Genomic DNA, 18,850 nt, shown 5'->3' on the forward strand with positions numbered 1-18,850 from the left:
GCCGGAGCGGTGCGAAGATGCAGGCATGGACACTTCGCAGCAACGACCCACTGCGAGTCACCGCAGCCGACTGATCCTCGGCGCGAGCCTCGCCTTCGTCATCGGCGCGACGATCATGATCCTCCTCCACGAGACCGGTCACGCGGTCATGGGTGCCCTGCTCGGCTACCACCCGCAGCAGCTGCCGTTCGGAGTCGACTACACCCCGGCGCCGCCGCCGGAGCCCCACGTCCTCACCCTCCTCGCCGGCCCCGTCTTCAGCTTCGTCACCGGTGTCATCGGGGTCATCGTCGATCGCGCACTGACACCGTTCCGGAACCGTCCGTTCTGGCGTCTCGTGTGGCTGTGGACGATCTTCACGAGCATCCAGGAGGGTCTCGGCTACCTCCAGGTCACCGCCCTCATGCCCGCCGGCGACACCGCGCAGGCCTTCACCCTGCTCGGTCTGCCTCCCGGCGCCTTCATCGCCGCCACGGTCATCGGCTGGCTGGGCCTGCCGCTCACGGCGTGGGCGTTCGCCGCCCCGATCCGCGAGCTCGCCGCCAGCGACCGTGATCGCACGGCGATGGCCGTGTGGGCGTGGCTGCTCGGCACCGGCGTGCTGCTCGCCCTCATGGCGCTCTACGTCGTCCTCAGCCCCATCGACGACTCCGGCGCCGTCACCGCGGTCCTCGCCGGGGCCGCGGCGATCGGCGTGTTCGCGCCGGTGTCGATGATGTTCCGTCCCGGGGCCGGTGCGGAGACCGCCCCGCAGTTCCGGTGGCCCCACCTCGGCGGGTTCGTCCTCCTCGCGGTCCTCGTCGCCGTCAACCTCGTTCTCACCCGCGGGTGGTTCTGGCCCTGATTCGGCCGGCACTGATCCCGGCGGCCCGGACCGTGTGCCCCTGGCCCGGGTGATCCGGACACGCGAAGAGCCCCTCACCGGAATCCCGATGAGGGGCTCTCGTCCGCTGGTGCGCGAGGGGGGACTTGAACCCCCACGACCTTGCGATCACTGGCACCTGAAGCCAGCGCGTCTACCAATTCCGCCACTCGCGCGAACAAGAGAAGACTCTATCATCGCGGGCGACCGATCCGGAAACCCGCAGAGGCTCGGAACGGGCCGAACGTGGCGACCTTCACATTTCACTCCCTCCGTGAGACCCCACAGGAGCCCGGCCCGACCCCTGCATTCCGCGCACCGGCGGGTGAGCGCGGGTCCCTGTGACCTCCTCGGCGGGCGTCGCATCCTTCCTCATCGACCGATCAGTCACCTCGGTGCTCTCAGGTGCCGTCCCGCCCGTCCTGCCAGGCTGAACGCACACGGTGAATCCTCGCCGAGGTGGGTCCCTCTCGCGCTTCGAACGTGAGTTGAGGCCGCCTCCGCGTTAGGATTGGGTGTTGGTGTACCCGAAACGGCGCCCGCCGTCGGAGCAGGGCACGCCCGTACAGAAGCGCAGGACAGACCATGTGCCCGGGTTCGACCGCGAACCCGACCACGACAACGACGGACTTGGACTTGAGGAGGTGCCATGGGGATTCTCGATCGCTTCGAGAGGGGACTGGAGAACGTCGTCAACGGCGCCTTCGCGAAGGCCTTCCGCTCGCAGGTCGAACCCGTCGAACTCGGCGGAGCACTGCGCCGCGAGGCCGACAACAAGGCCGCCGTCGTCTCCCGCGGCCGCACACTCACGGCCAACCACTACACGATCGAACTCTCGCCCGCCGACTTCGAGCGCCTCTCCGGCATCGAGACCGAGCTGCGCGCCGACCTGCGCCAGGTCATCGGCGATCACGCGATCGAGCAGGCCTACAGCTTCGTCGGACCCGTCTCCGTCGACTTCGTCGAGGCCGACGACCTCGACACCGGAATGTACCGCGTCGTCTCCTCGACGCAGCGCCCCGACGGCTCCCCGGCCGCGCAGCCGGCCAACCGCGGCGGCTACGACCCGGCCTCCCGGTCCCACAGCATCGTCGAACCCGCGCCGAGCTCCGGCCCGCGCCCCGTCGCCCAGCGGCACCGCACTCCCGAGCCGGCACGCTCCTCGACGCCGATCCGCCCGGCCGCTCCGGCCCGGTCGCGGACCATCGAGGCGAGTGTGACGATCGACGGGCGGACGTACCCGCTGCGCCAGGGGGCGAACGTCTTCGGCCGCTCGTCGAACAGCTCGGACTTCGTCATCGACGATCCCGGCGTCTCCCGGCGCCACTTCGAGATCGTCGTCGAGGGCGACCACGCCGTGGCCAACGACCTCGGCTCGACCAACGGCACGCTGCTCCACGGACGCAAACTCACCTCGGCCAACCTCACCAACGGTGACGTGCTCACGGCGGGAGACGCCGAGGTGCGCTACACCGAACAGGACTCTCTGTGAGCGAATTCACCGTCACCGTCTTCCGGTTCGCCTTCTTCGTCATCCTCTGGCTCTTCGTCTTCGGGGTGGCGGGCGTGCTGCGACGGGACATCTTCGGAGCCAAGCGCGGCACACACAAGCCCCGAAAGGCCAAGAACTCGCAGGACTCCGCGCGGCAGTCGGCCCCTGCCCCGAGCCGGCCCGCCCCGCAGCCGCGACCGACCCCCGCTCCGCCGCGGGCCAACCCCGGCTCGATCCGGGTCACCGCGGGACCGCTCGCCGGCACCTCGCTCATCCTCTCCGGCGCACCGGTGACCTTCGGCCGCGCCCCTGACAACACGATCGTCATAGGCGACGACTTCGCTTCGAGCCATCACGCCCGCATCATCGCCCGGGGCGGCGCATGGGTGCTCGAGGACCTCAGCTCGACGAACGGCACCTTCGTCGACGGCTCGAAGATCACCGCGCCCTTCGATCTCGGCATCGGCAACCAGATCACCATCGGCCATACGACGTTGGAGACCCAATCGTGACGACCGACGGAACGATCACCCTCCGCTCTGCCGCTCGGTCGCACACCGGGCTCGTGCGCAAGAACAACCAGGACTCCGGCTACGCGGGTCCGAACTTCCTCCTCATTGCGGACGGAATGGGCGGTCACGCCGGCGGCGACGTCGCCTCGGCGATCACCGTGGCCCGGCTCGCCGAACTCGACGACGGCGTCGCCGGCGACGACGCCCTCGAACTCCTGCGCGCCTCGATCCTCGACGCCAACGACCGCATCTGCCGCGGCGTCGCCGAACAGCCGGAGCTCGCGGGGATGGGCACGACCGTCACCGCGCTCCTGCGGGCGCCCGGCAACCGGTTCGCGCTGGCCCACATCGGCGATTCGCGCGGCTACGTCTACCGCGACGGCGAACTCCACCCCGTCACCCACGACCACACGTTCGTCCAGATGCTCGTCGACGAAGGCCGCATCACCGCCGACGAAGCCGACACCCACCCGCAGCGCTCCGTGGTCATGAAGGTCCTCGGCGACGTCGGCACCTCCCCCGACCTCGACCTCTCCCTGCGCGAGGCCTACGTCGGCGACCGCTGGCTGCTCTGCTCCGACGGGCTCACCGGGTTCGCCGACCTCGGCGACATCACCCGTGTCCTCGCCGAGGTGGCCGACCCCGACGAGGCGTGCCGTCAGCTCATCGACCTCGCCCTCGCCGGCGGGGGCGCCGACAACGTCACCGTCGTCATCGGCGATGTCATCGAGGGCAGCGTCGACGTCCCGCAGGGCATCGCGGTCGGCTCCGTCCACGTCAACCCCCAGTATGCGACGATCGGCACCCGCCCCGAGGGCGAGGCCACCACCGCCCAGCACGACTTCGGCGGCGGCGACGTCCCCACCGACACCGTTCCCCTGCAGACCGTCACCGACGCCTCCGGCCCCGGTGAGACCGGTCAGGAGCCCACCGCCGAGGTGCCCGCCGGGTCCGTGCGCACCGCCGTCGACACCGAGACCGAGACGAGCGAAGGAGATGACCTCGACGGCGACGACGAGGGTGAGAAACGCTCGTACCTCGGATGGATCATCGCCGGCATCGTCATCATCGCCCTCGCCGTCGGCGGCTTCTTCGCGTACAACTACATCAGCAACCACTACTACCTGACGAACGACGGCGGCCGCGTCACCCTCTACCGGGGCCTCGACACGACGCTCGGTCCCATCGCACTCAGCCGCCTCGAGGACACGACCGACATCCAGGTCGAAGCGCTCAACACGTTCTCCCAGGACCGCCTGCGCGGATCGATCCAGGCCGATTCGCGGGAGGAGGCCGACCGGATCATCGACAACCTCCGCCAGGAGGCCGCGAACTCCGGCACCGTCTCCGGCAACGCCGAGGATGCGACGAACCCGAGCGACCCTGCGCCCTCTCCGCCGGACGGACAGAGCGCGGAGCCCAGCGACGCGATCACCCAGGAGTCGCAGTGACCTCGGACTCCGTCTCCCAGGCAGCCCGGCCCAGGCCCTACCGCCTGGCCGAGCTCGGTCTGCTCATCCTCGCGATCGCCGCCTCGTCGAGCGCCTACGCGCTCGTCGGCCTCGGCGTCGACGACGAGGTCCCCACCGACATCTACCAGTACATGGCGTGGCTGGCGGCCCTGGCCGTCATCCTCCACGTCGTCGTGTGGTGGAAGGCGAAGTACGCCGACCCCGTCCTCGTCCCCATCGCCGTCCTCCTCAACGGACTCGGACTCGCGATGATCCATCGGGTCGACCTCGGCCGCAGCGAGTTCCTCGACAGCGCCACCCAGCAGCTCATCTGGATGACCCTCGGAGTGGGCCTGGCCGTGGCCGTCCTCGTCCTCCTCCGCGACCACCGCTGGCTGCGCCGATACACGTACGTCTCCGGCTTCCTCGCACTCTTCTTCCTCCTCCTCCCCCTGGTCCCGGGACTCGGACGGACGATCAACGGCGCACGGATCTGGATCGGCATCGGGCCGCTGTCGTTCCAGCCCGGAGAGATCGCGAAGATCCTCCTGGCGATCTTCTTCGCCGGCTACCTCGTGAGCTTCCGCGACCAGCTCGTCCTCGCGGGACCGAAGATCCTCGGCATCCGCTTCCCGCGCCTGCGCGACTTCGGCCCGATCATCATCGCCTGGGTCGCCAGCGTCGGCATCCTCGTCTTCGAGCGCGACCTCGGCACCTCGCTGCTCTTCTTCGGCCTCTTCGTCGCCATGCTCTACGTCGCGACGTCGAAGGTCTCGTGGATCATCCTCGGCCTCGGCTTCTTCGCCGCCGGCGCCGTCATCGCCACCCTCCTCTTCTCCCACGTCCAGCAGCGCATCGACGGCTGGCTGGGCGCACTCACCCCGGAGGAGTTCAACAAGACCCCCGGCGGCTCCTACCAGCTCGTCCAAGGGCTCTTCGGGATGGCCAACGGCGGCCTCGTCGGCACCGGGCTCGGCGAAGGACGACCGAACATGGTCCCCTACGCGGAATCCGACTTCATCTACGCGAGCTTCGGCGAGGAGCTCGGCATGGCCGGTCTCTTCGTCATCCTGCTCTGCTACCTCCTCATCTTCGAACGCGGCATCCGGACCGCGCAGAAGCTGCGGGACGGCTTCGGCACCCTGCTCGCCACGGGACTGGCCTTCACGATCGCCCTCCAGGTCTTCGTCGTCGTCGGCGGTGTCACCCGCCTCATCCCGCTCACGGGCCTGACCACGCCGTTCCTCGCCCAGGGCGGATCCTCACTGGTGGCGAACTGGGTGATCATCGCCCTCCTGCTCCGGATGTCCGACAACGCCCGCCGCCCGGTCGAGGAGTTTCACACCGGCGTCCTCCGGATCACCGAGGACCCCGACGCCCCGCCTCGGCGGAGGAAGAAGGCGGACGAGGGACCGGAGGACCCCGCCGACAACAGCCCTGTCGGCAACGGCCCTGCCGACAACAGCCCCACTGACAACGGCCCCGCCGACGAAGCCGTGACGACGAACCTCAGCACCCGCGAGCGCACCCAGGGAGGTGAACGATGAAGAAGTCACTCACACACATCGGCGTCGTCGGATTCGTCATGTTCGCCCTGCTCTTCGCGTCGACGAGCTGGGTGCAGTTCATCACGGCGGAGTCGCTCAACACCAACCCGCTCAACACGCGGCAGATCCTCGACCAGCTCTCCCGCGACCGGGGACCGATCCTCGTCGACGGCACCCCCATCGCGTACTCGGAACCCGTCGACGACAAGTACAAGTTCCAGCGCAAGTACGGCTCCGACGGGCTCGACCCGCGCGCCTACGCGGCGGTCACCGGCTACTACTCGATCGTCTCCGGGGCCTCCGGCATGGAGCGCGCTGCGGGAGAGTACCTCTCCGGCGAGTCCGATGCCCTCTTCTACGACAAGGTCGGCAGCATCTTCACCGGCGAGCAGCCCCGCGGTGCGGCCGTCGAACTCACCATCGACCCCAAGGTCCAGGAAGCCGCGTGGAACGGCCTCGGGAACCAGACCGGCGCCGCCGTGGCCCTCGACCCGAAGACCGGCAAGATCCTCGCGATGGCCTCGACCCCCGGATGGAACCCCAACCCGATCGCCAGCCACGACCCCAAGAAGGCCAGGGCCGCGTTCGAGAAGCTCGACAACGCCCCCGACAACCCCGCCTACAACCGCGCGATCGGCGGCAACCTCTACCCGCCCGGATCGACCTTCAAGGTCCTCGTCGCCGCTGCCGCCCTCGAGTCCGGGGACTACACCCCCGACTCGAAGCTCAACGGCCCCGCGACCCTCGATCTGCCGCAGACGACGGCGACGATCAGCAACTCGCATGCCGGCGCATGCCGCGGCGGTGGGCGACCCACGCTCGCGCAGTCGCTCGCCGAATCGTGCAACACCTCGTTCGCCTCGCTCGGCATGGACCTCGGTGAGGACACGATCGCCGAGCAGGCGAGCAAGTTCGGCTTCGGCAAGGACCTCGAGATCCCGCTCAGCGTGACCCCCTCGACGTTCCCCTCCGACCTCAACCCGCCCCAGCTCGCGCAGTCCTCGCTCGGACAGTACGAGGTCCGGTCGACGCCGCTGCAGATGGCGATGATGACCGCAGGGATCGCGAACGGCGGATCGATGATGAAGCCCCAGCTCGTCAACCGCGTGCTCAACGCCGACACCCTCGAACCGATCACGGAGACCCGCCCCACCGAGCTCTCACGGCCGGTCTCCGGACAGACGGCGGACGAGCTGACGACGATGATGGAGGGCGTCGTCACCGACGGCACCGCCTCGGTGGCGAAGATCCCCGGCACCAAGGTCGCAGCGAAGACGGGCACCGCCCAGCATCAGCAGGGCGCAGCGCCCCACGCCTGGTTCATCTCCTTCGCCCCCGCCGACGATCCGAAGATCGCCGTCGCGGTCGTCGTCGAGAACGGCGGAAACGCGGGCAGTGAAGCATACGGAGCGACGGTCGCGGGACCGATCGCCAAGGACATGATGGAAGCGGTGGTCGACAAATGAGGCCGAGCGAAGGCACCCAACTGGGCAACCGGTACACCCTGACCTCACGCATCGCCGTGGGCGGCATGGGCGAGGTCTGGAAGGGCGTCGACTCGGTGCTCGGCCGCGAGGTCGCGGCGAAGATCCTCAAGGAGGAGTACCTCTCCGACTCGACGTTCCTCGCCCGCTTCCGCGCCGAAGCGCAGAACATGGGCCGGGTCTCCGATCCCGGCATCGCCGGGGTCTACGACTACGGCGACGAGGACGGTTCGCCCTACCTCGTCATGGAGTACGTGCCCGGGGAGCCCCTGTCGACGATCATCGAACGCAGCGCCCCTCTCTCCGAAGAGGACACGCTGAGCATCGTCGCGCAGGCAGCTCAGGCGCTCGGCGCCGCCCACAAGGCCGGCGTCGTCCACCGCGACATCAAACCCGGCAACATCCTCATGACCCCGGACTTCCGGGTGAAGATCACCGACTTCGGCATCGCCCGCGTCACCGACCAGGCGCCGCTGACGAAGACCGGCCAGGTCATGGGCACCGCCCAGTACCTCGCTCCCGAACAGGCCACCGGCAAGGGCTCGGGTCCCGGCTCCGACCTCTACGCGCTCGGCATCATCGCCTACGAGGCACTCGCGGGCCAGCGTCCCTTCACCGGCGACTCGCAGGTCTCGATCGCGATCGCCCAGGTCAACCAGCAGCATCCGCCGCTGCCGACGACCGTGTCCGAACCGGTCCGCCGCTTCGTCGACTCTCTGCTCGAGAAGAAGCCGGAGCGTCGTCCCGATGACGCGATGGCCGTGTCCAAGGCGGCCGGACTCATCGCCGCAGGCGACATCGCCGGGGCCGAAGCCGTCCTGCCGCAGATGCGTCACGGCAATGCCGCCTCCGAAGCGCTCACCCAGGTCTTCAACGACCCCGAGCCCGTGCCCTCGACGCAGGTGCTGCCTGCGACCTCGAGCAACGACGCCACCCGCGTCTACAGTGCCGACGGTCCGGCCGGGCCAGGCGGACCCGGCACGGGCTACGGTGCCGCGGTCGACCCCAACGATCCAGGCGGTCGGGACGACGAGGTCGACGATCGGAAGTCGAAACGGGGGAAGATCCTCATCTGGGTCCTCGCGATCGCAGCCCTCATCGCCGTCGGCGCCCTCCTCTGGTTCTTCCTCGGGGGCCGCGGCGAGCCGACGCCGACTCCGAGCACGAGCGCTCCGACGACCTCGCAGGCCCCGCAGGAGATCGAGATCGACCGCAGCGACTACATCGGCCAGTCCGAGTCGTCGGCGACAGCGAACCTCGAACGCCTCGGCCTCCAGGTCGACACCGAGACGATCGATTCGAACCGCGCTGCGGGCACAGTCGCCGATGTCGGCGAGGCCGACGGCGGCGGGTACACCTTCACCGAGGGCGACACCGTCACCCTCTACATCTCGAGCGGTCCCGCCGAGGAGCCGGCACCCCGCCCGACGCGGACGTCCGGGTCCGACTCGGGGTCGGACTCCGGCTCGTCCTCCGGTTCCGATACGGGCTCGAACTCGGGCTCCGGGAGCGGGTCGAACTCGGGCTCGAACTCCGAGTCGAGCAGCGACTCGAACTCCGGTTCCGATTCGAACTCGGGCTCCGAGTCGGGGTCGGACTCGGGCTCAGAATCGGGCGCGAACACGGACAGCGGCTCGTCCTCGGACTCGGAGACGTCGACCGGCTCGAACGCGAACGCCACCACCGGCAGCGGTGCGAACGCCAACGGCAACTCGGGCCGGGGCGGCGGACAGGGCGGTACCACCGAGGCGAACGGGACCGAGGGTTGAGAACCGTTCGGACGGACCAACAGTAGACTTGAGGAATTGCTGAGCAACCACCTCGAACGGGGTGAATCACGCGGAGGAAGTAAATGACTGAGCCCAAAGTGCTGTCGGAGAGGTACGAAGTCCGTACCCTCCTCGGCCGTGGGGGCATGGCAGAGGTGCACGAGGGCGTCGACACCCGTCTGGGGCGGCGCATCGCGATCAAGCTTCTGCGGTCCGATCTTGCGCGCGATCCGTCATTCCACACCCGCCTCAAGCGCGAGGCGCAGTCCGCTGCCGGTCTCAACCATCCCGGCATCGTCGCCGTCTACGACTCCGGGGAGGAGGAGTTCGTCGAATCCGGCGGCTCGAGCGTCTCCGTTCCCTTCATCGTCATGGAGTACGTCGAGGGCCAGACCCTGCGAGAGGTCCTCAACGAGCACGGCACCCTCACCGTCGACGAGGCGCTCAACGTCGTCGCCGGAGTCCTCGCCCCGCTCGAGTACTCGCACCGCAACGGCATCGTCCACCGCGACATCAAACCGGCGAACGTCATGCTCACCCCCGAAGGCGACATCAAGGTCATGGACTTCGGGATCGCCCGGGCGCTCAAGGACAACAGCGGGCTGACGCAGACGCAGTCCGTCGTCGGCACCGCACAGTACCTCTCCCCCGAGCAGGCGCGCGGCGAGGTCGTCGACGCCCGCTCCGACCTCTACTCGACCGCGTGCCTCCTCTACGAACTCCTCGCCGGTCGGCCCCCGTTCGTCGGCGACTCCCAGCTCGCCGTGGCCTACCAGCACGTCGGGGAGACCCCGCAGCCCCCGAGCTTCTACAACCCCACCATCCCGCCCGAGGTCGACCGCCTCGTCCTCCATGCCCTGCAGAAGGACCGCGACGAGCGCTACCAGGACGCCTACACCTTCCGTGAGGACGTGCTGGCCGCCCGCGACGGCCGACCGCTGAGCATCGACGGCGGTGACGAGGACCGCACCCAGGCCTTCGCCGCCGCCGGAGCAGGTGCCGGAGCCGGGATGATGGGGCCTCCCACGGGCACTCAGGTCTACCCCGCGGACTACGAGTCGGCCCCCGAGACGGGTCCGGTCTCGACGATCATGAACCGGCAGGAGGAGCGCCCCCCGCAGAAGCGGTCGAAGGCATGGATCTGGATCGGCAGCATCTTCGTCCTCCTCGCTCTCGCCGCACTCGCCCTGTGGGTGTACGAGATCAACAAGCCACCGGAGATCGTCCAGGTCCAGGTGGCCGATGTCGCCGGGCTCGACGCGGACGCCGCCGAGGCGCAGCTGCGCAATCAGGGATTCCAAGTCACCCCGGAGGAGCAGTACAGCACCGAGGTCGACGAGGGCAAGGCGATCTCGACCGATCCCGCCGCCGGGCAGTCCATCCCGGAGAACAGCCAGGTCAAACTCCTCGTCTCCCTCGGACCGGAGAGCGTCTCGATCCCCGAGGTCGCCGGCAAGACCGAGGAGGAGGCCCGCCAGATCCTCAAGGACGCCAAGCTCCAGGCCGGCACGCACATCACCCAGAACTCCCCGGACGTCAAGAAGGGCGTCGTCATCGAGACGAAGCCCGGCGAGGGCGAGAAGGTCGATGTCGACTCGAACGTCGACCTCGTCGTCTCCTCCGGCATGGTCAAGGTCCCCGACGTCACCGGTCAGACCGCCGACGAAGCGTGCAACACGCTCAAGGGTGACGACTACAAACTCGGCTGCAAGGTCGAGGAGGTCGAGACGGCTGACCAGGACGAGGGCAAGGTCTACGAGCAGTCGACGCCCGGCGGCACCGACGTGGCGCAGGGGTCGGAGATCACCGTGACCGTGGCGAAGAAGCCCCCGGAGCCCACCCCGACGATCCCGTCGGTCCCCGGCGGCATCCCGACCTCACCGTCCGATGACGCCGGCGGCGACGGCAACGACAACGGCAGCGGCGGCACCGAGACCGACGGCGCCGTCGGCGGCGGGGAGTCGTGGTTCGACGGCTGGTCCGACGGCCGTCGCGGCAACAACGGCAACGGCAACGGCCGCGACTGAGTCAGCCGAGAGTGACGAAGAGGTCGGTGCGCAGATCCGCCGGGTCCATCTCCGGGTTCGGCTCAGTCACGTAGACCTCGAAGAACGGCATGTCCGGATGGTGTCCGGCGGCCACCAGGGCCTGCATGTGCGCGTTCCACGCCTCGGCGAGGCCGTCGAACCCGCCGAGGTGGGAGATCGCCCCGATCGACCCGCCGGGCAGTTCGGCGGGGATCGCGGTGAGGTCGTCGCCGAGATCGAGCGCCTGGCTCAGCCCCGTGGCGACGGGAACGCCGACCTGGATGTCGACGGTGTCGGTGGGCGGGCGCGTGTAGAGCGAGAACGCCGGCCCGGCAGGCTCCACGCCCGCCTCGGCGAGGGCGGGGAAGAGGCGCGAGAAGACGGCGTCGAAGAGGGCGGGGAGCTCGTCCATCGGATGGCCCTGCGCCTCGACGACGACCGTGGGCACCGGCTGGGCCTCGAACACGGTGAGTTCGCGATACGGCTCGGTCGGGATGTAGCTGGGCTCGGGCATGGGGATTCCTCTCGCTGGCGGCCGCCGTTGGACGGTCTGGATGAGTGTGGAACCGATCCTAAGCGCTCGGCCGATGACGGGAAAGCTCTGCCGGTGACGGAGACGTGATCGCGCTGGCCAGCGGCGACATCGACGCAGCACGCTCGGCGGCGCCGGCGAGCCCACAGACTTCGAGCCAGTTGCCGAGCATGAGGTACCCGGATTCGGTGAGCACCGATTCGGGGTGGAACTGGACGCCGTGGAGCGGGGCGGTGCGGTGCTCGATGGCCATGACGACGCCGTCGGCGGTGCGCGCGGTCACGGCGAAGGTCTCGAGGTCGATCGTCTCATCGACGATCGCCAGCGAATGGTAGCGGGTGACCGTGAGCGGAGACGGGCACCCGGCGAAGACGCCCTGACCCTCATGGGTGATGACCGAGGTCTTGCCGTGCATGAGGACCGGCGAATGCGTCACCGTCGCCCCGAACACCTCGCCGAGGGCCTGATGGCCGAGGCACACGCCGAACAGCGGCTTGCCCGCCTCGGCGGCCCAGCGGATGACGTCGGGGCACACGCCGGATTCGGCGGGCACACCGGGACCCGGGGACAGCAGGATCCCGTCGTAGCCGCGCGCCAGCTCCACGGCCGCCTCGGCGCCCAGATCGTCGTTGCGGATGACGTCCGCCTTCGCACCGAGCTCGCGGACGTAGGAGACGAGGGTGTAGACGAAGCTGTCGTAGTTGTCGACGACGAGGATCGAGGTCATCACGCGCCTTCGTCGGTGACGGTCGCGTTGTTGAACGGCATGTAGGGTGCGACGGCCGGGAAGACGTACTGCATGAGGAGGAGGACGACCGCGGCGATGAGGATGAGCGCGAAGACGAGCTTGACGAACCACGGTCCGGGCAGGAGCCGCCAGATGAATGCGTACATGTCAGGCACCACCGTTCTTGCTGACCTTTTCGTAGGCCTTCGAGTCCTTGATCGAGTCGGGCGCACCCTCGGAGGCCGGGGTCCACTCCGTGAGTTCGGCGTAGGCGATGTAGCGCTCGCGGGCGGAGAACATCGGGTTGCACGCGGTGAGCGTGAGGATCCGGTCCTTGCCCTTGTACTCGGGCTGGTCGGGCACGGGGGCGAGGACCTCGACGGCGTCGGGGAGGATGATGTCGAAGTTGCGGAACGTGTACGTGTAGAACCCGTCCTTCGTCTGGACGACGATCTCATCGCCGGGCCGCAGCTTCGCGATCTGGTTGAACGGCTTGCCGTACGTGACGCGGTGGCCGGCGACGGAGAAGTTGCCGACCTCCCCGGGCATCGCCGAGTTCGGGTAGCGGCCCACGCCCATCCGGTTGAGGACGGGTTCGAGGTCGACGCCCTCGGCGAGAGTGCGGTAGTAGTCGTCGCCGAAGCGCGGGATGTAGAAGATCCCGAACGCCGTGTTCTTCTCCACCGGTTCCGCGACGACGGGTTCGTCGGGGTCCGCGGGCAGTTTGTTCGGGTCCTGGTTCGCCCAGTCCTTCGTCAGCTGGTCGGCGAGGACCTCGTTGTCGCGGTCGGCTTCGATGTCCGTCCACCACAGCTGCCACGCGACGAAGAGGATGAGGACGAGACCGGCGGTGATGCAGAGTTCGCCGAAGGTGCGGATCGTTCCGCGGATCGGGCCGAGCGGCTGACGCTGCGGCGGCTGCTTCCTCCGGCCCCCTCCGCCCCGTCCGGAGCCGCCTCCCCCGCCGAGGTGGGGCTCGCCTGCCGCGACCGCGCCCTGTGCCGCTGTGGCCGGGACGCCCTCCGCATAGCCGGTCTGGGGCCGGGGGTGCTGGGGCTGGCTGTACTGGGGAGCGGTGTACTGGGCGGCCGTGTACTGCGCCGGCATCGCCTGGGTCGCAGGGCCGTCGCCGAGGGGCGGGGCATCGGAGTAGGACGCGGGGGCGGCACCGGCGGCTTCGGCTTCCCGACGGCGCAGTTCGCGGCGGCTCGGCAGGGGCGCGTCGTAGCCACCCGCTGCGGCGGTGTCTCCCGGTCCGCGGGAGGCGCTCTCACCCTGGCCGGAGGAGGCGGTCGCATCGGTGCGCATCGGCTCCGTCGCCGGGCCCGGGTCGATGGGCTGCGGGGCGGGCTGGCGTCGCTGCGCCGCGCGAATGGTGGGTCTCGAAGACGATTCGCTACCCGAGGAGAGACTGTTCACCACTTCTGCACCGTGCCTATGACCTTTGCAATCCGGGGCTCGACCAGTGATCGAGCGGGGACACCCTACAGAACTTTATCGCATGAACGTGACGCGGTGTCCCCTTCACAGCTCGTCTCGGCTTCGCACACAGCTGACTCTGAGCCTCCCGCGCGCAGTGCCGAAGCCGCTGACTCCGGGCGCCGTCGTGGCGTCGCCGAGGCGCGGGCGAGGTTTTTCGCGCATGCTCGCCTCCCGAGTAGACTGGGTGCGATCATCCCCGACCAGAGCATCGGCGACCCGCCCGGGTTCGCTGTCGAAGGAGTTCACGTGGCCAAGTCCAAAGGACGGACCTCGCGCCCTCAGCGCACCTCGCGCACCACGGCGAAGCCCGAGTCGACGACCGACGACGCGGCCGTCGTCGAGGAGACCGACGTCGAGGTCACCGCGACCGACGCCACTGGAGACACCGAAACGGTCGAGGTCACGGAGATCGAGGTCACCGAGACCGACGCGGACGAGGACACCGACGCTGAAGAGACGGACGCTGACGACGACGCAGCCGCCTCGGCGAAGGACGAGAAGAAGTCCGAGGGCACGGCGAAGGACTCGAAGGACAGGGTCTCGAAGGACAAGGACTCCAAGGACTCGAAGGCTGACTCCGCGAAGTCCAAGGACGCGAAGGGCGGGAAGAAGACCGCGGCGAAGCGGACCTCGCGCTCGGGGAATCCCGCCAAGCGCTCGCAGGGCCGGAAGACGGCGAGCTACACCTCCGAGGCCGGTCAGCAGACGATCAAGCCGAACCCGCGCTGGTTCCTCCCCGTCCTCATCGGCCTCCTCCTCGTCGGCCTCATCTGGCTCGTGACGTTCTACATCACCCAGGGCGCCTTCCCCGTCGAGGCTTGGGGCAACTGGAACATCCTCATCGGCTTCGCGTTCTTCGTCGCGGGCCTCATCATGTCCACCCGCTGGCGATAGCGCCGCGCCGCTGCGCAACCGCCACGCTGTCGCTCACCACGCAACCCTCCACTCGCCCCGAACCGTACGGGCAGGTGGAGGGCTTCGTCGTTTCCAAACACGCTGAGTCCTTTCCCCAGGCCGCGACGTTTTCCTGTGCATAACTTTTCTTAACGCTCTCACCTGCGGAAACACACTCGTGTAAGTTTTCCACCATGTGGATAAGCCCTGTGGACAAAGCACAGATGCAGTGCCCGGTGGAGCATCGTGGGGACCGACCGCACCCCGGAGGTCACGGACGAGGCGCGTCGCTCAGGTGCCCGGTGGCGTCGATCAGAGACCCGGCGCCCCACCGGCGGCAAGGGTCTTGACGACGGCGGCGACGGCCATGAGGACGACGAGCGCCCCGGCGACGAGCCAGAACACGAGCGCAGACCGCTCCCGTCTGACGAGCAGCGCCGCGCAACCGAGGACGAAGCCGGTGAGCAGCCCGCCGAGGTGGGCCTCCCACGAGACTCCCTCGACGAGGAACCCGTAGCCGAAGTTGAGGACGACGAAGAGGACGACACCGGTGATGTTGCGGTCGAGGCGCTTCGTCGGGACGAGGAGGACGCCGATGATCGCGAACACGGCACCCGAGGCGCCGATGTTGTTCGTCACCCAGTCCCGGCTCCACGGTTCGGCGAGGAGGAGGACCATGACGGAGCCGCCGATCGCGCCGAGGAGGTAGACCGCAAGGAAGCGCCACCGCCCGAGCGCCCGCTCGACGAACGAGCCGAAGAAGAAGAGCCCGATCATGTTCGCGAGCAGATGGATGGGAGAGGGCTGCTCGTGGACGAGGGCGACGGTGAGCAGGCGCCACGGCTGGTCGAGGGTGAGAGCGGGGACGAAGCTCAGCCGGTGGATGAGGTCGAGACCCGGCAGCAGCTGGAGGAGGAACGACAGTCCCGTGACGATCATGATCGTCCGTGTCACCAGGGGGATGGACACGGACAGGGCCCGGCCTGATTCCCTGGCCGGGCCCTGTTCTGGTGTGCTCATGGCACCATCGTACTGGTGCTCAGGCGTCCTTGATCTCGACGGATTCGATGACGACCGGCTCGACGGGCTTGTCCATCGCCCCCGTGCGCACGCCTTCGATCTCGTCGACGACCTTCTGCGAGGACTCGTCGGCGACCTCGCCGAAGATCGTGTGCTTGCCGTTGAGCCACGGGGTCTCAGCGGTGGTGATGAAGAACTGCGAGCCGTTGGTGCCGCGGCCCATCTGCTTGCCGGCATTGGCCATCGCGAGCAGGTACTTCTTGTCGAACTGGAGTTCGGGGTGGATCTCGTCGTCGAAGACGTATCCGGGACCGCCGGTGCCGGTGCCGAGCGGGTCACCGCCCTGGATCATGAAGTTCGAGATGATGCGGTGGAAGCCGACGCCGTCGTAGAAGGGGCGCTTCGTCGGCTCACCGGTCTGGGGATCGGTGAACTCGCGCTCACCCGTGGCCAGCTCGACGAAGTTGGCGACCGTCTTCGGAGCATGGTTGCCGAAGAGGTTGATCGTGATGTCGCCGTGGTTGGTGTGCAGGACCGCTGTGTTCGTTGCAACTGTAGACATGCCCTCATTCTTCCATGCCGCACACAGGTCTGCGGTTCCATCAAGGTGGGTTTGTACGACTCTGCCAGCGTATCCGCAGGCAAATTCCTGGCCCTGAGGTGGCGTGCGCCCCCGGGCCAGGCCGTAGACTGGGGAGTGATCAGTTGCCCCTGACCCGGAGGATTGGGAATGTTCATGTCGAAGAAACCAGCTCGGAAGCCGCTCGCGTCGAAGCTCGATTCCGCGAAGAAGACGTCGCTCCGGTTCCTGGCCGACGCGTCGGATGCGGCGGCGCCCAAGCTCCGCGAGGCAGCCGACAGGGCGAATGAGCAGGTCGGTGTCTTCACGGAGAAGGCCCGTCCGCAGGTCGAGGCTCTGGCAGAGAAGGCCAACCGTCAGGTCCACGACATCGCCGACCGGATCGAGGCGTACCGCCCCGAAGCCACGGAGAGGGCCGGGAAGGTCGCCGGAACGGCTGCCGCCTCGCTCGCGGCGATGGAGACCCCGCAGCTCATCGACAACCTCGCTGTGCGCCTCACCGGTGACAAGAAGGCGATGAAGAAGGCCCGCAAGGCCCTCGCCAATGCCGGCAAGCGGATCCAGAAGGAGACCGCACAGAAGTCGAACACGAGCAAGAAGGCCCTCGTGTGGACGCTCGTCATCGGCTCGGCCGCCGGCATCGGCTACTACGTGTGGAAGAAGGCCCAGCCGGTCGAGGATCCCTGGTCGACCCCGCTGCCGAACAACCGTCCCGCTGACGCCCGCCCCGTCGGCTCGACCCCGGCCTCGCGCCAGGGCACGACGCCCACGGTCTCGCAGGCTCCGGTGCCCGAGTCGAAGACGGATGCCACCCCGGCTCCGAAGCCGACGACCGCGCCGAAGCCCGCGACTCCGAACCCCGCGGCCGGCGACCCGAAGGACACCAACGCCAAGCACTGAGACGCACCGACCGTCGCCGGTGACGACCGAGGCGGCCACCCGTTCGGGTGGCCGCCTCGGTGCTGTCCCGCCGCAGCCGGAGAGCGTCCCGTCCCCAGCCGGGGCACGCCTCAGTACACGGCGCCCGGATTGAGGATGTTGTCCGGGTCGAGCGCGGCCTTGATCCGGAGGTTGAGCTCCATGACATCGGTGCCGAGGTAGTCGGCCAGCCACGGCTTCTTCAGCCGTCCCACCCCGTGCTCGCCGGTGATCGTCCCGCCGAGTGAGGTCGCCAAGTCCATCACCTCGCCGTAGGCGATGTCGGCCCGCGCCCGCTGTTCGGCGTCCGTGGGGTCGACGATGAGCAGCGGATGGGTGTTGCCGTCCCCGGCGTGGGCGATGACGGAGATGAGGACGTCGCGGTCCTCGGCGATCCGCTCGATCCCGACGACGAGATCGCCGAGGCGGGGCAGCGGCACGCCGACGTCCTCGAGCAGGAGGGTGCCCTTCTTCTCGACCGCGGGGATCGCCATCCGCCGGGCGGTGACGAAGGCCTCCCCCTCGTCGGCGTCGTCGGTCGCATAGACCTCGCTCGCCCCGTTCTTCGCACAGAGCTCCTCGACGGTCGCGATCTGTCCGGACGCATACTCGCCCGGTTCATCGGACTGGATGACGAGCATGCCTGCGGCCTCCCGGTCGAGGCCCATCCGCAGCTCGTCCTCGACGGCATTGATCGAGGCGCGATCCATGAACTCGAGCATCGACAGGCGCATCTGCGCACAGATGTCGAGGACGGTCTGGGTCGCTCCCTCGAGGGTGGGGAACGTGGCGACGAGGGTCGTCGGCGGCAGCTGCGCGGGGATGAGGCGCAGGGTCACCTCAGTGATGATGCCGAGAGTGCCCTCGCTGCCGACGAAGAGCTTCGTCAGGGACAGCCCCGCGACGTCCTTGACGCGGGGCCCGCCGAGCTCGACGGCGCGGCCGTCGGCGAGCACGACCGTCATCCCGAGCACGTAGTCCGTCGTCACCCCGTACTTGACGCAGCAGAGCCCGCCCGCGTTCGTCGCGACGTTGCCGCCGATCGAGCAGAACTCGTACGACGAGGGGTCCGGCGGGTACCACAGGCCGTGCTCGGCGGCCGCGGCCTTGACCTCGGCGTTGAAGGCCCCCGGTTGGACGACGGCGATGCGGGTCGCAGGGTCGACGGCGATCTCCCGCATCCGGTCGAGGCAGACGATGATGCCGCCCTCGACCGCGGAGCTGCCGCCCGAGAGGCCGGAGCCGGCGCCGCGGGGGACGACGGGGATCTTTGCGGCCGCGGCGATGCGGACGACGGTCTGGACGTCCTCGGTCGAGGTCGCGCGGACGATGGCCAGCGGCATGCCCGCATCAGGGTCGTTCGCGCGATCCCACCGATAGGCGTCCATCGAATCGGGGTCGGTGACGATCGCCTCGGCGGGCAGGGCTGCGGACAGGGCGGATAGGACCTCGGCTGACATCATTCTCCTCGGATCAGGGCGACGTGGGTCTCACTCTACGTGAGCCGTGTCACAGTGACGAGGGCGGGGTGCGCAGCGACCTCGATGCTCAGC

Annotated in this window: 17 protein-coding genes and 1 tRNA gene; 10 read left to right on the forward strand and 8 right to left on the reverse strand. The window is 68.7% G+C overall.

What is annotated here, in order from left to right:
- The first annotated feature begins 25 nt into the window (after nucleotides 1-25).
- On the forward strand, nucleotides 26-844 hold the full coding sequence (locus EZE58_RS09160; RefSeq protein ID WP_063248777.1) for a hypothetical protein: 819 nt from the start codon (nucleotides 26-28) through the stop codon (nucleotides 842-844).
- Nucleotides 845-951: 107 nt separating this feature from the next.
- Here the strand turns inward: EZE58_RS09160 and EZE58_RS09165 are convergent.
- Nucleotides 952-1,038: transfer RNA gene (locus EZE58_RS09165), tRNA-Leu, on the reverse strand.
- Between the two features lie 473 nt (nucleotides 1,039-1,511).
- Here EZE58_RS09165 and EZE58_RS09170 point away from each other — a divergent pair.
- The 7 genes from EZE58_RS09170 to pknB all read left to right on the forward strand — a co-directional run bounded on the left by EZE58_RS09170 (nucleotide 1,512) and on the right by pknB (nucleotide 11,144).
- The gene (locus EZE58_RS09170; protein WP_009379815.1) at nucleotides 1,512-2,354 is read left to right on the forward strand and encodes a DUF3662 and FHA domain-containing protein; all 843 of its coding nucleotides are present in this window, start codon (nucleotides 1,512-1,514) and stop codon (nucleotides 2,352-2,354) included.
- Complete coding sequence (locus tag EZE58_RS09175; protein ID WP_009379817.1) at nucleotides 2,351-2,866, forward strand: FHA domain-containing protein; 516 nt, start codon at nucleotides 2,351-2,353, stop codon at nucleotides 2,864-2,866. Before EZE58_RS09170 ends, EZE58_RS09175 begins: the two co-directional genes overlap by 4 nt.
- Nucleotides 2,863-4,317, forward strand: coding sequence for a protein phosphatase 2C domain-containing protein (locus tag EZE58_RS09180; RefSeq protein ID WP_009379819.1), 1,455 nt, complete (start codon nucleotides 2,863-2,865; stop codon nucleotides 4,315-4,317). The genes EZE58_RS09175 and EZE58_RS09180 overlap by 4 nt, the downstream gene beginning before the upstream one ends.
- Nucleotides 4,314-5,864, forward strand: coding sequence for an FtsW/RodA/SpoVE family cell cycle protein (locus EZE58_RS09185; RefSeq protein WP_009379820.1), 1,551 nt, complete (start codon nucleotides 4,314-4,316; stop codon nucleotides 5,862-5,864). Before EZE58_RS09180 ends, EZE58_RS09185 begins: the two co-directional genes overlap by 4 nt.
- Entirely contained in the window at nucleotides 5,861-7,330 is a 1,470-nt protein-coding gene (locus EZE58_RS09190; RefSeq protein WP_009379822.1) for a penicillin-binding transpeptidase domain-containing protein, read from the forward strand. Before EZE58_RS09185 ends, EZE58_RS09190 begins: the two co-directional genes overlap by 4 nt.
- Nucleotides 7,327-9,117 (forward strand): protein kinase, encoded by a 1,791-nt coding sequence (locus EZE58_RS09195; RefSeq protein ID WP_009379823.1) that lies wholly within the window; start codon nucleotides 7,327-7,329, stop codon nucleotides 9,115-9,117. Before EZE58_RS09190 ends, EZE58_RS09195 begins: the two co-directional genes overlap by 4 nt.
- Nucleotides 9,118-9,200: 83 nt before the next feature.
- Nucleotides 9,201-11,144 carry a Stk1 family PASTA domain-containing Ser/Thr kinase gene (gene pknB / locus EZE58_RS09200; RefSeq protein WP_009379825.1) on the forward strand — a complete coding sequence of 648 codons (1,944 nt, stop codon included), beginning with the start codon at nucleotides 9,201-9,203 and terminating at the stop codon, nucleotides 11,142-11,144.
- A 1-nt stretch (nucleotide 11,145) separates the two neighbouring features.
- Here the strand turns inward: pknB and EZE58_RS09205 are convergent, their stop codons facing one another.
- Genes EZE58_RS09205 through EZE58_RS09220 form a run of 4 tightly spaced genes read right to left on the reverse strand, consistent with a single transcriptional unit; the run spans nucleotide 11,146 to nucleotide 13,711 of the window.
- Nucleotides 11,146-11,658 carry a GyrI-like domain-containing protein gene (locus EZE58_RS09205; protein WP_009379827.1) on the reverse strand — a complete coding sequence of 171 codons (513 nt, stop codon included), beginning with the start codon at nucleotides 11,656-11,658 and terminating at the stop codon, nucleotides 11,146-11,148.
- A 58-nt stretch (nucleotides 11,659-11,716) separates the two neighbouring features.
- Nucleotides 11,717-12,403, reverse strand: coding sequence for a gamma-glutamyl-gamma-aminobutyrate hydrolase family protein (locus EZE58_RS09210; protein ID WP_009379829.1), 687 nt, complete (start codon nucleotides 12,401-12,403; stop codon nucleotides 11,717-11,719).
- Complete coding sequence (locus EZE58_RS09215) at nucleotides 12,403-12,570, reverse strand: hypothetical protein (RefSeq protein WP_040342208.1); 168 nt, start codon at nucleotides 12,568-12,570, stop codon at nucleotides 12,403-12,405. Before EZE58_RS09215 ends, EZE58_RS09210 begins: the two co-directional genes overlap by 1 nt.
- A 1-nt stretch (nucleotide 12,571) precedes the next feature.
- Nucleotides 12,572-13,711, reverse strand: coding sequence for a class E sortase (locus EZE58_RS09220; protein ID WP_009379832.1), 1,140 nt, complete (start codon nucleotides 13,709-13,711; stop codon nucleotides 12,572-12,574).
- 420 nt (nucleotides 13,712-14,131) lie between these two features.
- Here EZE58_RS09220 and EZE58_RS09225 point away from each other — a divergent pair, with 420 nt between their 5' ends.
- A complete protein-coding gene (locus EZE58_RS09225; RefSeq protein ID WP_009379834.1) occupies nucleotides 14,132-14,779 on the forward strand; it encodes a cell division protein CrgA in 648 nt (215 codons plus the stop codon).
- 312 nt (nucleotides 14,780-15,091) lie between these two features.
- Here the strand turns inward: EZE58_RS09225 and EZE58_RS09230 are convergent, their stop codons facing one another.
- Together EZE58_RS09230 and EZE58_RS09235 are read right to left on the reverse strand one after the other, a co-directional pair.
- Nucleotides 15,092-15,799, reverse strand: a complete 708-nt coding sequence (locus EZE58_RS09230) for a rhomboid family intramembrane serine protease (RefSeq protein ID WP_240941207.1) — start codon at nucleotides 15,797-15,799, stop codon at nucleotides 15,092-15,094.
- Nucleotides 15,800-15,818: 19 nt separating this feature from the next.
- Nucleotides 15,819-16,361 (reverse strand): peptidylprolyl isomerase, encoded by a 543-nt coding sequence (locus tag EZE58_RS09235; RefSeq protein WP_119297093.1) that lies wholly within the window; start codon nucleotides 16,359-16,361, stop codon nucleotides 15,819-15,821.
- Between the two features lie 174 nt (nucleotides 16,362-16,535).
- Between EZE58_RS09235 and EZE58_RS09240 the strand changes: the two genes are divergently transcribed.
- Nucleotides 16,536-17,279: a hypothetical protein gene (locus EZE58_RS09240; RefSeq protein WP_227006995.1), complete on the forward strand. Its 744-nt coding sequence runs from the start codon at nucleotides 16,536-16,538 to the stop codon at nucleotides 17,277-17,279.
- Nucleotides 17,280-17,389: 110 nt separating this feature from the next.
- Here EZE58_RS09240 and EZE58_RS09245 read toward each other — a convergent pair whose 3' ends face one another.
- The gene (locus EZE58_RS09245) at nucleotides 17,390-18,757 is read right to left on the reverse strand and encodes an FAD-linked oxidase C-terminal domain-containing protein (RefSeq protein WP_167560320.1); all 1,368 of its coding nucleotides are present in this window, start codon (nucleotides 18,755-18,757) and stop codon (nucleotides 17,390-17,392) included.
- Between the last annotated feature and the right edge of the window lie 93 nt (nucleotides 18,758-18,850).

This window comes from Brevibacterium sp. LS14, from assembly GCF_012027885.1.
Classification (GTDB): Bacteria; Actinomycetota; Actinomycetes; order Actinomycetales; family Brevibacteriaceae; genus Brevibacterium; species Brevibacterium casei.

Bases quoted from the DNA above. Each gene is read 5' to 3' on its own strand.
- EZE58_RS09160 (WP_063248777.1), top strand. From the start codon at position 26: ATGGACACTTCGCAGCAACGACCCACTGCGAGTCACCGCAGCCGACTG.
- EZE58_RS09170 (WP_009379815.1), top strand. From the start codon at position 1,512: ATGGGGATTCTCGATCGCTTCGAGAGGGGACTGGAGAACGTCGTCAAC.
- EZE58_RS09190 (WP_009379822.1), top strand. From the start codon at position 5,861: ATGAAGAAGTCACTCACACACATCGGCGTCGTCGGATTCGTCATGTTC.
- EZE58_RS09195 (WP_009379823.1), top strand. From the start codon at position 7,327: ATGAGGCCGAGCGAAGGCACCCAACTGGGCAACCGGTACACCCTGACC.
- pknB (WP_009379825.1), top strand. From the start codon at position 9,201: ATGACTGAGCCCAAAGTGCTGTCGGAGAGGTACGAAGTCCGTACCCTC.
- EZE58_RS09205 (WP_009379827.1), bottom strand. From the start codon at position 11,658: ATGCCCGAGCCCAGCTACATCCCGACCGAGCCGTATCGCGAACTCACC.
- EZE58_RS09210 (WP_009379829.1), bottom strand. From the start codon at position 12,403: ATGACCTCGATCCTCGTCGTCGACAACTACGACAGCTTCGTCTACACC.
- EZE58_RS09215 (WP_040342208.1), bottom strand. From the start codon at position 12,570: ATGTACGCATTCATCTGGCGGCTCCTGCCCGGACCGTGGTTCGTCAAG.
- EZE58_RS09220 (WP_009379832.1), bottom strand. From the start codon at position 13,711: ATGCGCACCGATGCGACCGCCTCCTCCGGCCAGGGTGAGAGCGCCTCC.
- EZE58_RS09230 (WP_240941207.1), bottom strand. From the start codon at position 15,799: ATGAGCACACCAGAACAGGGCCCGGCCAGGGAATCAGGCCGGGCCCTG.
- EZE58_RS09235 (WP_119297093.1), bottom strand. From the start codon at position 16,361: ATGTCTACAGTTGCAACGAACACAGCGGTCCTGCACACCAACCACGGC.
- EZE58_RS09240 (WP_227006995.1), top strand. From the start codon at position 16,536: ATGTCGAAGAAACCAGCTCGGAAGCCGCTCGCGTCGAAGCTCGATTCC.
- EZE58_RS09245 (WP_167560320.1), bottom strand. From the start codon at position 18,757: ATGTCAGCCGAGGTCCTATCCGCCCTGTCCGCAGCCCTGCCCGCCGAG.